Origin of the sequence: Macrococcus lamae, from assembly GCF_004359545.1 — a bacterium.
In the GTDB taxonomy this organism is placed as follows: domain Bacteria; phylum Bacillota; class Bacilli; order Staphylococcales; family Staphylococcaceae; genus Macrococcus; species Macrococcus lamae.
In genome coordinates this window covers 1-11791 of record NZ_SCWB01000007.1, presented here as the reverse complement: position 1 = coordinate 11791, position 11791 = coordinate 1, and the positions used below count along the sequence as shown (strand labels likewise).

Here is an 11791-nt window from a genome sequence, read left to right as displayed (position 1 = left end):
ACGATGGAATTACTGCTGACCATTCTATTCATTATCGGCATGCTGTACTATGCGCGGCGTGGACTGACGTTGACACTGCTCGTCGGACTCATACTGCTGCATAGAGTGCTGCTCATGGTTCTGCGCATCACATGGTATAACATGAGCGTGCCTGACGCTTTGGAAAAACTATTAAGTCCATGGACATTGATTGCCGTAACGGCGTTTATCATCCTGCTTATTATAAAAGTGATGACTGACCGTAATATTTAACACAACTATCGAGAGTGAGGGAGTCTTATGAAACGGTTAACTGCATTACTGATGCTGTCTGTACTGCTAAGTGCGTGCGGAGGACAGTCAGAACAACAGCAGGTCAAAGAAGGGGCAGCGAAGAAAGAACAAGTAGAGCAGGACAAACAGGCTGTCAAAAAACCAGTGAAAGTAAATTACCGAACGCTTACGAAGAAGCAGCTGACAGCGTATTTAAAAGCGATGCCTCGTGCATTCAATGAAAGAGAATACAAGCAGATCAGCAAATATATCAAAAAGAATTCTGAAGCAGAAAAATATATTAAAAAAACGATTAAATCCGGGCAGTTCGACCATTATTACATAGAGCGGTTTACGATCAAAGACGTGACAGTTAAAGGGAGCAAGACAAAAGCGACCGTTACCCGCGTCATGTCATCTGAAGCAACAGGTGAGCAGCTGACTGAAGTGGTCACTGTCTTTGACTTAAGTTACGACAAAGCGGAGAAGACCATGCTCATCACAGACTTTAACGACAAGTCAGTGCAGCGAGTCAATCAGGAAACAGCGACAACTGAGCAGCCGGCAAGTGAAGCTCCAACGAGTGAAAGCCCGACAAGTGAAAATACAACGACCGAACAACCATCGACAGAAGCTGTGACAACAGAAGAGACTCAAACAGATTGCGCAGGATGTGCGGGGACAGATTCCAATGAATCGCAGGAAGAACAAATAGCCACGGAAAAACCTGCGACAAATATGACTGTACAGGAAGCTCAAAAGCTTGTAGAGAGTCGATATAGAAAAGCTGTGGAAGATTATAATGATGATGCAGACGTAAAGTTCACTTACACTAGTGAACAGCCTGAAGAAGATGCTGGAGGTTCCTACTACCATATCCAGGCCATCGACAGAAATCTTCCTCACGAAAACCTGCTGCAGTCATTTAAAGTATACATTGACTCAAAAGAAGTAGTAGCAGAGTAAGCATTATTATCTTCGATGTTTCACCGGCATGCTTGCCGCGGGCACGGCGCGAGCCACGGTCTCGCGCACGCGCTGTTCCCGCAGGCGTCAGCCGGTTGAACATCTCGGTGCGCACAATCAATAATATTTCTCGATTCTATATAATGATCTCTAAGTTAAATAAAATAGTTCAATTACGAAAAGAAACACCTTGGACGTCAAGGTGTTTCTTTTCGTAGAAAATTTAATAGTTAAATATTATTTTTACTCTCCGACGCCGTCTTTATAGTGCGCATTATCAGTGAAGCGGTCTTTTTGTTCTTCTACGAGCCCGTTGCCGTCAACGTCAATGCCGTCAATGCTTTGATCATAATCTTTAGTCAGTTGGTCAGGTACTGCTGTACCACTTTCCGGTGGGTCGATACCGTCAATACTGCTGTCATATTGCTTCGTCTTATCGTTATTGTCAGTCATGGTGAATCCTCCTGTCGTTATCTTTTCGGTCCTGTCTGACCAGCAGTCTGATGATTTCATCATTCTGCTGAATCAAACGCTGCTGATTGCGCTGCTGTTTGATCAGCAGTCCAGTCATTACGAGTAACAGTAAACTTGGAATCAGCAGAGGTAATAGCGCGATGAATAGTTCCATCGCGCTAATATTAAAGAGTTCAAGCACTATTCGTCGTCCTCAGCAATCATCTCATTATCCATCAATGGATCGGGATCCAGTTCCTGGACACCCGCATCAGGTGCGACATCTAATGAATCGTTGACTAAATCCGCTTCTTCCTGGTCATTCGTAATGGTTTCATTAGTCAGCTGGTCTTGTTCTGTTTCTAAGCCTTCGTATTGTTCTTCAGCCATGTCATTCACTCCTTTTGTTGTCATCATCTAAAAATAAATCATCAATCAGCTGTTCTAAAAAGTCAGGGTCATCGGTTTTATTATCTTCTGGATCATGATAGGAGATAGAAGGCGTATCCTGCTCTTTACTGTCACGATACGTCTCTTTCATGCCGGCTTCATTATTGACATCATCAAACGCACTGTTAAAATTCATGATTGTTCCCTCACTTATAAAAAATGCACGTTGATCACTCAACGTGCACAGTTCTTATTTTTCGTCTCTTGAAGTATCGTCTCTATCTGCATCTGCTTCCATATCTTTCCCCGCATCTGCATTGTCGCCGCCGAACTTATCCTGGACGTAATCTTTACCTTTTTCAGTATATTCATCTTTATTTTCATCGAAATGCTGCTGTCCTTTGTCTTTCAAATCATCAAAACCTTTGTTGAAATCCATTAACAATCACTCCATTTCATTTATTTGATAGTGTATGTTTACCACGTATGGCATACCTTAAACATAACGTGCAGCCTGTCAGTCAAAGCTACAGCGCATAGTACAATAGAGCGACAAAATGGAATCCGGCACCGATCAATATGAAGAAATGCCAGATCATATGAAAGTAATGTCGTGATTTCTGTGCGTAAAACCATGTGCCGACCGAGTAGGCAAGTCCGCCTGCTACAATCAATATGACAAAGGTCGCACTGACTTTTGAGAACAGTAATGGAAACAGAATAATACCGAGCCAGCCCATGATGAGATACATCGCAAGACTCACTTTCGGATTGACATGAACTGACAATGTTTTATAGAGAATCCCGCCGATTGTAATGACCCATTGAATAATCATGATCGTCCAGCCGAATGTGCCGCCGACAAGGCTCAGTGCGATAGGCGTATAACTTCCTGATATCGCAATGTAGATCATACTGTGGTCGATAATGCGCATCACGTATTTATGCGGGGAATTGTGCGGCATCAAGTGATAGATGGCCGAGGACAGAAACATCAGAAAGATACTGATGAGAAAGACGGAGATGCCTGCTGAAAATACAGCACCGCCCATCGTATAGCTTTTTACGGCAAAGTAGGGGAGCGTCAGCAGTATGAATAACGCCGGAACACCATGCGATACCGAATTCCCGATCTCTTCTCCAAGTTTCAGCTGACGTATATTTTTAAAGTTGTAATTGACTTGTTCCATGTTATCACCTTTTCATTTGACCTATAGATAGTTTAACACGAACTGCCTATCAATTTGTTACAGATGAATCTGCAGATAGCTGTAGGCAGCGCGACCGAAGAAATAGATGAAAATCACCCAGATGCTGATGATCAGAAGAGCGATGACATACTGATGCTTAATATCAATGTCCCCGTCCATCGCACGAGCTTCTCTGAGGACGTGCGGCGGTATCAATCTGTAGCATATATAAATACCGACCGGCAGTAGAATGAGGTCGTCGATGATTCCGATGAGCGGTATAAAATCCGGGATCAGATCGATCGGACTGATGGCATAACTGACTATGAGCAGGGCAAGAATTTTCAGTAAAAACGGCATATCTTTATGCTGCGCCGCAAAGTATAACGTCAGCATTTGGCGTTTCATCTGCCGAGCGAATTTTTTTAGTTGATTCATCAAATGACTCCTTTCTAACCTATTATCGCATGGTAATGAGCGTATGTTAATAATAGTTTCAGTCAATTTTCCGGTTGTACGACGGAAAATGTTACAATTATATTACATTAGTCAAAAAATTTAAATATTTTTAAAATTTATTAGGTAGAACACTTATGTCATGCGGTTCGAATGTCGTCCTTATCTTTACATTTCATTGATATCCGTAATGATAGAAAGAATTGGAAATTTTAGTGGGGCGAACAGAAAAATCATCTATATGATAGACTTTAGCAGTCATTTTCATCTAGAGTGTTCGGGTGCCAGGTCGCGATCAAAAGCTTCGAATCCCTTGAAATGAAAGGAAACTGTAATGTTATGAGGTCGGTAAATGTGGCATAATGTTGACATATCTAAAAATTTCACTAGACGGAGGGTCCTGGTTTGAAGAAAAAAGTACTGATTATGGCTACGACAGCAACAGCTGCAGCTGCGGCATACAGTCATCAGGCAGATGCCGCATCTTATACAGTTAAAGCCAATGATTCATTATGGGCAATTGCAAACAAATACAACACCTCTGTGACTGAGTTAAAAAGACTGAACAACTTGACTTCAAACCTGATCTTTCCGAATCAGAGTCTAGTTGTTTCAGGTACAGCACGTCCAACAGCGAAAAAGCCGGTCAGACAGCAGATGCCGTCAACGACTACAACAACGACTTCACCAGCTGGTACACACATCGTGCAGTCAGGTGAAAGCTTATCATTGATTGCGATGAAGTATGATACGACTTATACGAAGATCATGGAACTGAACGGACTATCGTCTTACCTGATCTTTCCGGGGCAGAAACTGAAAATCTCCGGGCAAGTCACTTCAGCGCCTGTCAAGACACCGACAACGCACACAAAGACACCAGCTACATCAACAACAACTTCCGGCGGGGCGAAGTATGTTGTGCAGCCGGGTGATTACTTATCAAAAATTGCCGTGCAGTACAGTATCACAGTTGAACAACTGAAACAATGGAACGGACTGACATCTAACATCATCTATCCGAACCAGCAGCTGGTCGTATCGAGTGCGGTAACGACAACTGAACCAGTTAAAACAGCACCGCCTGCGCAGAAAGCACCTGTACAGACAACAACATCTCCTGTATTCAATCATCCTAACTGGTATGATTACGGACAATGTACATGGTACGTTTTCAACAAACGCGCTGCAATCGGTAAAGGCATCTCGACTTACTGGTGGAATGCCAACAACTGGGCGTACGGTGCGCGAAAAGACGGCTATACAGTGAACAATCTTCCTGAAGTCGGTGCGATCGCCCAAACATCAGCAGGTTCTTTAGGACATGTCGCGTTCGTTGAACGTGTCAATGCAGATGGTACTGTGCTGATCTCAGAAACTAATTACTTAACACCGGCTGGAGTTGTCGGTTATAGAACATTATCGCATGCCCAGCTGACGCAATACGTCTTTATTCATTAATTCTTCAATAACACATCCTTGTTTAAGGGTGTGTTTTTGTTATGCTTAACTTTAAAGGGGTAGATAAGAATTAATGGAGAGGATTTAATATGAAGAGACTATTTCTATTTTTGGCGGTGATGGTGCTGATGGCAGCATGCAGTGATGATGAGAAAGATAAGAAGATGGAACGCGTATTGAACGCAAATGACAGTATCTCAAGCTATCATATGAAGATGACGAGTGACGACAGCGAGGGTTTTTCGAAGTCAACTATGACCGCGGATTATAAAGATAACAGCATGCAGATGACAACAAAAAAAGCGGTGACATATATGACAGGCGATGATCGCTACATACTTGCTCAAAACAGGGTCGTTAAGCGCAAACGGCTGAACGATGAGAATACATATGAGGAACAGATGAAATTTCTTGAGCGTTACCGGTCTTATTTCAATGTAGCGACAGAGAAAGATCAGATTGTCTTCACTTCAAACCGCGAGCTGCTGACAGACGACAAAGCGCTCGATGAATTGAACTTGAATCGCTCAGCTGTAGATGAATTCAGCATTGAGTATATATTTGATGAAGATGACAAGTTGAAACAGTTTTCTGTTGAACGACTGCAAAAAGACGAAAAACGCATGTATGAGACGGTGTATCATTACTCGCATGTCAATCAGCTGAAAGCAATTGAAGTTCATCCGCTGATCAAAGAAGAAATGTACTAAAAAAATCCATCAGCGGATGGATTTTTTTAGTCTAGAAGTTTTTCTTCAGTTCTTTCACAAGTGTATCAAGCGCCGAGTCGACGATACGGTAGAGCGCCTGACGAATTTTCTCGACGATGTCGACTTCTTTTTCGCGTTCTTCCTTCGTTGTGTTGAAGCCTTCGCCGTCTTCATTGACGTAACCTTCCAATGACCAGATCTTCAGCTTTTTCTGCTTGGCGTAGCGCTCAGCTTCCTGCAGTTCATATAAGTAGTCTTTCTGACTGTATATATAGCCGACACGGGCATAGCCTTTTCGGACCAGCTGTTCATTGACCATATCATCGCCGCAGTACAAATAGACAAGTTCGCGTTTATAGCGGTCGTAGCGTCCTTTTGAATCATGTTCAATGGACAGGTCGCACGTGTTAACAAGTGACTCGGTATATTTAGCTGCTTCAAGACTGTACGGCTGGACTGGCGTGTTCGGTTTCTTTGATTCAGGTGTATCGATCAGCAGCAATCGGATGGTCTTCTTCCGGCCGTTCTGCTTAACGGATAACGTATCACCGTCTATCGCCCGGTCGAACGTCACCGGTGTTCTCTTTGCCTCAGCAGCTGTCGTCATCATGAGCAGACCAGCAAGCGTGAGCAGCAATATTTTTATGTAAGTTCTCATAACATCCCTCCGAAATATTTATTCATTATAGCATTAATTAATATGATAGAATAACAGGGGATGAGGTGACTTGATGAAAATTAAAGGATTACTATTAACAGCTGTACTGGCAGCAGTTGCGACGATACTAGGAAATGCAGTGCCGCTCATCGGAGCAGCAGTGTTCAGCATTATACTCGGCATACTCGTCCGGCAGTTTATCCGCATACCGGAAGACTTTGAACCGGGCATCAAGTTCTCCGGCAAGAAAATTCTGCAGTGGGCGATCATACTGATGGGCTTCACGTTGAGCTTCAGAACAGCTGTCAGCCTCGGATTGTCGTCACTGCCGATTACGCTGACAACAATCACAGCAGCACTTTTATGCAGCTATATCATCGGCCGGTGGATGGGCATCCCGGAACGCATCCGCACATTGATCGGCGTCGGCACAGCCATCTGCGGTGGATCAGCGATTGCAGCAGCAAGTCCGATCGTCGAAGCGGATGACGAAGAGATTGCGTTCTCTATTTCAACCATCTTTCTCTTCAATATTATCGCAGTATTCCTGTTTCCGGCACTCGGTCACTTGCTGCATATGACATCGACCGGCTTCGGTTACTTTGCAGGTACAGCGATCAATGATACAAGCAGCGTTGTCGCAGCTGGTTACACGTTCAGTAAGGACGCTGGAGATACAGCGACCATCGTCAAACTCGTCCGCGCACTGATGATCGTACCGGTCTGTCTGCTTTTAGTACTGATAAAGGTCAAGCGTGAACAGAAAGAAAGCAAAGTTTCACTCAAGAAGATATTTCCGTGGTTCATTCTTTACTTTTTTATGGCAAGCGTGTTCGCAAGCATCGTTCCGCTGCCGGAAGAACTAGTGACCGTCATCAAACACATCGCCACATTGATGATCGCCATCGCACTGGCAGGCATCGGACTGTCAGTCAACTTGAAGTCATTTAGAGCAATCGGCTATCAGCCCGTGTTACTTGGTGCCATCACCTGGTTCGTTGTTACCGTGACCGCGCTGATTATGCAACAGCTACTCGGAATATGGTAGGTGAATCATATGAGAAAAAAATTAATCTTTACAATAGTATTAGCAGTTGTCGCTATTTTACTGCAGAAAAATGAAGCGGAATAATGGTCGTGGATTTTATTCCTGAAGGTCAAGTTTATGCAGATTTTTAAATTTGGTTCGAGATCTGGCCTTCAAGCGGCTCCTGAAGGTCAAGTTTCATCTAAAACTGAATAAATCAATAAAACCTGGGCCGCAAACAACAAATGCGGCCCAGGTTTCTCTATAGTTAATTATTCACCTTTAATCGGCTGTGCTTCACGACCGAGATCTGCTGGTGCTAAAGGATTATCACGTTTTGGCACGGCTTTTCCTGTCGCAAAGACTTTCTGCGGGACGTCACCTGTCTTAGCTGTGCTCGTCTTGCCGTCTTTATTGACGACTGATTTCCCAAGGTTCATCTTCTGACCATCCTCACTGAAATCGCTCAGCTTATCCGGATTAGCATCATCTGATAGATTGATCACACTGTCGATGAATGTGCCCGTCGCGTTCGCAACGAGCAGTCCCGAGGCATCGCTGAATGTCGTGTTATGGAAGGTAGCTGTCGTATTGTTGGCATATACTGCTGTAATCGGTGTGCGTTTGCCGTCAATCTTCAAGTTGTTGACCGTTGAGTTATACATGTTCAGCTCGTATTTCTTCGGGTCCATGCCTTCTGTATAGTAGATACCGTGGACGATGCCATTACGGCCGTATGGCAGCAGGTCAACTGTGACGTTGTTCGAGCGCTCTTTCAGCTCACCGTTCACGCCGGCCGCGATAAAGTAGTTTTTCGCCCGCGTTTTGACGTTGTCGCTGTTCATATAGACATTGCCGTAAGTCGATTCAACGTGCAGTGTCGTTTCGTAATCATTGAATACGGAATTTGTAATATTGAACGTCGTATTCTGGTCTTTCAGCCATTTATCTTCGTCGGCATCCTGAATCGTACCGTTCTCAAAGACGACGCCGATCCAGCCCATATATTCCTTCGACCGCTTCGATGTCTTGGCATTCGAGACGACGTTATCAATGTTGACGATTGCATCATCTTTATGACCGCTTAAATAAAATGCCATTCCGAAACTATCCGTAATATCGTCACCACCGACGTCCTCAAGCGTCACGTCATGAATATCCACATTTCTGTATTCCTGCGCGAATACCGTATAGCCTCCGTACATATGTTCAAACTTCACGTCATGCACGGTCAGCTGTTTCGTATTCGTCACAGCGAATCCTTTAGTCATCGGTGTTTTATAAAAGTCCTTCTCGTCCTTCATCTTAAAGTACAAGTCCTGCGGGTTACGGCTGCCGTCGATTGTAATGCCTTCTATCTCCATTTCAATAAGATCATCTGCCATCCCGTTCAGTCGGAATGCATAGAACTCTGGTGGATTAGTCATCGGGTTTTTCGGCCTGATCACTGCACCATTTCCTTTAATATGAAGCCCTTTAATATCAGATACTTCTATTGTTCTGCTTGTCTCATAAGTTCCAGCGGGAATTTCAAGTTCAATCGCTTCCGTCGTCGCTTCCTTAATCGCTTTTTCAATTGCTTCCGTATCATCTTTACCGTCATCCGGCTTGGCACCGAAATCAGCGAGCGATATTTTCTTTGCGGATTTAATAGCAGGTGCATCATTATTGACGATGACTTTTTTCTGAGGCTTTAAAGCATTGTCGTTGCCACCAAATAAGTTCATGAGCAGCACTCCCAGTAAGATTAAAATGACCAGTGTGATGACCGGCAGCAACCATGTTCTCTTCTTCGTATGCGTCTCTTCTGAATTCGTCATATGACACCCCTTTCCCCCACTATTTTAACACAATTTACCTTGTTTCACAGATATGGCTATGCACGTAAAATGTAATTTCAGTATAATGGCACTATATACAATTAAGGAGGCACCTATGAGCCCACATTACTTTTGGTTGAACTGCGGCTATAACCGCTTCAACCATCTAGAAGATTTAACCGGTCAGATTTCTGTCTTCGATTCATCTGTTCATTTCAACCCGTCGGAAGGCTACACTGCATTCAAAAGAGCACGCCTTGGTGACAAAGTCATCTTCTATCAGGTGCAGAACAAAGTCGGACTGCTCGGCGCAGGAACAGTCGTCAAATATGAGGAGCCGAGACGCGGCAAAATCATCATCCACTTCAAGCTGGAAGAGAAACTTCAGCCGTTCAAAAAAGAATACCTGGAACGGAGCGAACAGCTGAAGACGGCACTGTACCGCATGAAGGAGCAGCTGCTCAATCCACTCAGTGAAGACGACTACGCGCAAATATTAGCAGTCGGCCGAGGAGAAGAAAAGATCAATCGCTACTTCATGATGAAAGAGATGGAGAACTTCGTCAAAGGAACGGAGTATACCATCTTCGTCAGGACAGTGAACGGCATCGAACGAAACGGCTTCAAACATTATAAAGAAATGCAGCAAGGCGACCGTGTCATCATCTATAGAACCGCACCAGAACGCGGAATATACGGCGTCGCAGAAGTGACGTCCGGCATGCGGAAACTGCCGGTCATCCAGGGACGGACGGATTCAACCGCTGTATCCATCAAGTATTTAGGAGACATTCCGATGAAGACAATCTATGACCTTGACCGTGAACCCATGCTCCGCGCCCAGTATTTCCTTACTGAGAACTGGAATGAATCAGTGACGGAGCTGACGAAAGTGCAGTATGAAGTGATGCTCGAACCAGGGGAAGACAAAGAACGTGTAGAACCACTGAAGACAACACCGTATCTTCACGAACTGATCAAGCAGGCGAACAGACCCGTAAAACCCGTCGTCACCTCAAAGAAGACATTCGTCACACCAAGCGGCAGGAAGTATGAAGAGCAGCCGAAACAACAGCAAAAAGAACAGACACAACCAGCTCAGCCGAAAGTCATTCATCTCTTCATGGCAGGACAGATGACTCAGCCATATGAAGTCGTTAAAAACTATTTAAATCTAGAGCATGATACACCTTACTACATAGCTGATAAGACATGGACAGCAGGCACGCTTTACGGACAGTATGTCGAAGACGAACAGATCAAGTTTCATCCAGGAGTGCTGACCAAACATCTAGATGATAATACACTCATTATTGATGACATCGACCAGCTTGACCCGGCTGCCTTGAAACCATTGCTAGGTGCAGTGATAGGAAAGACCGTCCATCTGCCGTTCCAGCATAACAACCAACCCGCAACAATCGGATGTACTCATGCGACATTCAATATCAAACCCGACTTCCGCATCGTCGGTATAACAACTCAAACAGCAGAGGACATTAAAGCACATTATCCGGCCTATTTGCATCCGTTCATTAAAATCTATCAGTTTAAAAAGTAACGATAGAATACCTGACAGAATATAAATATCGTTTAATATTTAATTTTAAAAAATAAAATATGTCTGAAGATTAGCTGACCTGTCATCAAAAATAAAATTGTTTGCTATGTATAATCTTTGCACTGCGTGCCACTTATCTGACCCATAAGACAACGCTTATATGAGTCAGAAACACAATCAAGTCATTCAAATCTCCTCATATCACTAAAGAAAATCATCGCTTGTTTAAACACTTATCCTTTATCAGATAAGTGTTTTTCTATTGTATATTAAAAATAATAAGAGTATGATATAATTAAATATCAGAAAATTCAGAATTGGAAGGTGAGTCATTGCTGAAAAAAATCATATGGACATGCTGTTATTTCATACCCATTACCTTACTGCTTGACTCTCAGTACAGCTTCGCGCGAGAAGTAAGCTACAATAAACATCTGTTGTCGCTTAGTTCAAGTGACAGCAAGCTAGACGTCAATGCAGTAGCAGCGGCTCTACTCATTACCTTAATCGGCGGTATCTATATTATTGTTGAACGGAAGCGTGAACAATAATCGATCCATGCTGATTAAGGTTTTTTTATTAACATCAATTCAATTGCAAGCAACAGTCATCAGATCGAAAAATAAAATAAAATATACTAATAAAAAAGCAACTAAAATAAAAAAAATATATCTGTAAATAAGGGATATGTGACAAAATCATAAAAATATTTGAGATCACTAGTGTTGCATAAAAATATTTCAACCTACGGTTTTAAATGGAATATTCTAAAAATTTATTTTCTGTACAAAAAAAGTCCTTTATAATGGTTGGAGGTAGTAATACACATCCAAATCCAATACAAAGG

The 11791-nt window shown here is 43.3% G+C and carries 16 protein-coding genes; 7 read left to right on the top strand and 9 right to left on the bottom strand.

What is annotated here, in order from left to right:
• Nucleotides 1-3 precede the first annotated feature (3 nt).
• Nucleotides 4-252, top strand: a complete 249-nt coding sequence (locus tag ERX29_RS04975; protein ID WP_133443598.1) for a hypothetical protein — start codon at nucleotides 4-6, stop codon at nucleotides 250-252.
• A 27-nt stretch (nucleotides 253-279) separates the two neighbouring features.
• On the top strand, nucleotides 280-1218 hold the full coding sequence (locus tag ERX29_RS04970) for a TcaA NTF2-like domain-containing protein (RefSeq protein ID WP_133443597.1): 939 nt from the start codon (nucleotides 280-282) through the stop codon (nucleotides 1216-1218).
• 243 nt (nucleotides 1219-1461) lie between these two features.
• Here the strand turns inward: ERX29_RS04970 and ERX29_RS04965 are convergent, their stop codons facing one another.
• The 7 genes from ERX29_RS04965 to ERX29_RS04935 all read right to left on the bottom strand — a co-directional run bounded on the left by ERX29_RS04965 (nucleotide 1462) and on the right by ERX29_RS04935 (nucleotide 3689).
• A complete protein-coding gene (locus ERX29_RS04965; RefSeq protein WP_133443596.1) occupies nucleotides 1462-1671 on the bottom strand; it encodes a hypothetical protein in 210 nt (69 codons plus the stop codon).
• Nucleotides 1664-1873, bottom strand: coding sequence for a hypothetical protein (locus tag ERX29_RS04960; RefSeq protein WP_133443595.1), 210 nt, complete (start codon nucleotides 1871-1873; stop codon nucleotides 1664-1666). The genes ERX29_RS04965 and ERX29_RS04960 overlap by 8 nt, the downstream gene beginning before the upstream one ends.
• A complete protein-coding gene (locus tag ERX29_RS04955; RefSeq protein WP_133443594.1) occupies nucleotides 1873-2061 on the bottom strand; it encodes a hypothetical protein in 189 nt (62 codons plus the stop codon). The genes ERX29_RS04960 and ERX29_RS04955 overlap by 1 nt, the downstream gene beginning before the upstream one ends.
• Before the next feature lies 1 nt (nucleotide 2062).
• On the bottom strand, nucleotides 2063-2257 hold the full coding sequence (locus ERX29_RS04950) for a hypothetical protein (protein WP_133443593.1): 195 nt from the start codon (nucleotides 2255-2257) through the stop codon (nucleotides 2063-2065).
• Between the two features lie 54 nt (nucleotides 2258-2311).
• A complete protein-coding gene (locus ERX29_RS04945; RefSeq protein ID WP_133443592.1) occupies nucleotides 2312-2500 on the bottom strand; it encodes a hypothetical protein in 189 nt (62 codons plus the stop codon).
• 88 nt (nucleotides 2501-2588) lie between these two features.
• On the bottom strand, nucleotides 2589-3251 hold the full coding sequence (trhA, locus tag ERX29_RS04940) for a PAQR family membrane homeostasis protein TrhA (protein ID WP_133443591.1): 663 nt from the start codon (nucleotides 3249-3251) through the stop codon (nucleotides 2589-2591).
• 57 nt (nucleotides 3252-3308) lie between these two features.
• The gene (locus ERX29_RS04935; RefSeq protein ID WP_133443590.1) at nucleotides 3309-3689 is read right to left on the bottom strand and encodes a YkvA family protein; all 381 of its coding nucleotides are present in this window, start codon (nucleotides 3687-3689) and stop codon (nucleotides 3309-3311) included.
• A gap of 423 nt (nucleotides 3690-4112) precedes the next feature.
• Here ERX29_RS04935 and ERX29_RS04930 point away from each other — a divergent pair, with 423 nt between their 5' ends.
• Together ERX29_RS04930 and ERX29_RS04925 are read left to right on the top strand one after the other, a co-directional pair.
• Nucleotides 4113-5168 carry a LysM peptidoglycan-binding domain-containing protein gene (locus ERX29_RS04930; protein ID WP_133443589.1) on the top strand — a complete coding sequence of 352 codons (1056 nt, stop codon included), beginning with the start codon at nucleotides 4113-4115 and terminating at the stop codon, nucleotides 5166-5168.
• A gap of 89 nt (nucleotides 5169-5257) precedes the next feature.
• Nucleotides 5258-5878 (top strand): hypothetical protein, encoded by a 621-nt coding sequence (locus ERX29_RS04925; RefSeq protein WP_133443588.1) that lies wholly within the window; start codon nucleotides 5258-5260, stop codon nucleotides 5876-5878.
• A gap of 31 nt (nucleotides 5879-5909) precedes the next feature.
• Here the strand turns inward: ERX29_RS04925 and ERX29_RS04920 are convergent, their stop codons facing one another.
• The gene (locus ERX29_RS04920; RefSeq protein ID WP_133443587.1) at nucleotides 5910-6536 is read right to left on the bottom strand and encodes a thermonuclease family protein; all 627 of its coding nucleotides are present in this window, start codon (nucleotides 6534-6536) and stop codon (nucleotides 5910-5912) included.
• 73 nt (nucleotides 6537-6609) lie between these two features.
• On the opposite strand from ERX29_RS04920, the gene ERX29_RS04915 reads away from it, so the two are divergent.
• A complete protein-coding gene (locus tag ERX29_RS04915; protein ID WP_133443586.1) occupies nucleotides 6610-7584 on the top strand; it encodes a YeiH family protein in 975 nt (324 codons plus the stop codon).
• Nucleotides 7585-7835: 251 nt separating this feature from the next.
• Here ERX29_RS04915 and ERX29_RS04910 read toward each other — a convergent pair whose 3' ends face one another.
• Nucleotides 7836-9383 carry a glycosyl hydrolase family 28-related protein gene (locus ERX29_RS04910; RefSeq protein WP_133443585.1) on the bottom strand — a complete coding sequence of 516 codons (1548 nt, stop codon included), beginning with the start codon at nucleotides 9381-9383 and terminating at the stop codon, nucleotides 7836-7838.
• 115 nt (nucleotides 9384-9498) lie between these two features.
• Between ERX29_RS04910 and ERX29_RS04905 the strand changes: the two genes are divergently transcribed.
• Nucleotides 9499-10944 carry an EVE domain-containing protein gene (locus ERX29_RS04905; protein ID WP_165981081.1) on the top strand — a complete coding sequence of 482 codons (1446 nt, stop codon included), beginning with the start codon at nucleotides 9499-9501 and terminating at the stop codon, nucleotides 10942-10944.
• A gap of 332 nt (nucleotides 10945-11276) precedes the next feature.
• The gene (locus ERX29_RS04900; RefSeq protein WP_133443583.1) at nucleotides 11277-11495 is read left to right on the top strand and encodes a hypothetical protein; all 219 of its coding nucleotides are present in this window, start codon (nucleotides 11277-11279) and stop codon (nucleotides 11493-11495) included.
• The last annotated feature ends 296 nt before the right edge of the window (nucleotides 11496-11791 follow it).

Coding starts and splice junctions, on each gene's coding strand:
- ERX29_RS04970 (WP_133443597.1), top strand. CDS start 280: ATGAAACGGTTAACTGCATTACTGATGCTGTCTGTACTGCTAAGTGCG.
- ERX29_RS04950 (WP_133443593.1), bottom strand. CDS start 2,257: ATGAATTTTAACAGTGCGTTTGATGATGTCAATAATGAAGCCGGCATG.
- ERX29_RS04915 (WP_133443586.1), top strand. CDS start 6,610: ATGAAAATTAAAGGATTACTATTAACAGCTGTACTGGCAGCAGTTGCG.
- ERX29_RS04935 (WP_133443590.1), bottom strand. CDS start 3,689: ATGAATCAACTAAAAAAATTCGCTCGGCAGATGAAACGCCAAATGCTG.
- ERX29_RS04955 (WP_133443594.1), bottom strand. CDS start 2,061: ATGGCTGAAGAACAATACGAAGGCTTAGAAACAGAACAAGACCAGCTG.
- ERX29_RS04910 (WP_133443585.1), bottom strand. CDS start 9,383: ATGACGAATTCAGAAGAGACGCATACGAAGAAGAGAACATGGTTGCTG.
- ERX29_RS04945 (WP_133443592.1), bottom strand. CDS start 2,500: ATGGATTTCAACAAAGGTTTTGATGATTTGAAAGACAAAGGACAGCAG.
- ERX29_RS04905 (WP_165981081.1), top strand. CDS start 9,499: ATGAGCCCACATTACTTTTGGTTGAACTGCGGCTATAACCGCTTCAAC.
- ERX29_RS04925 (WP_133443588.1), top strand. CDS start 5,258: ATGAAGAGACTATTTCTATTTTTGGCGGTGATGGTGCTGATGGCAGCA.
- ERX29_RS04965 (WP_133443596.1), bottom strand. CDS start 1,671: ATGACTGACAATAACGATAAGACGAAGCAATATGACAGCAGTATTGAC.
- ERX29_RS04920 (WP_133443587.1), bottom strand. CDS start 6,536: ATGAGAACTTACATAAAAATATTGCTGCTCACGCTTGCTGGTCTGCTC.
- trhA (WP_133443591.1), bottom strand. CDS start 3,251: ATGGAACAAGTCAATTACAACTTTAAAAATATACGTCAGCTGAAACTT.
- ERX29_RS04975 (WP_133443598.1), top strand. CDS start 4: ATGGAATTACTGCTGACCATTCTATTCATTATCGGCATGCTGTACTAT.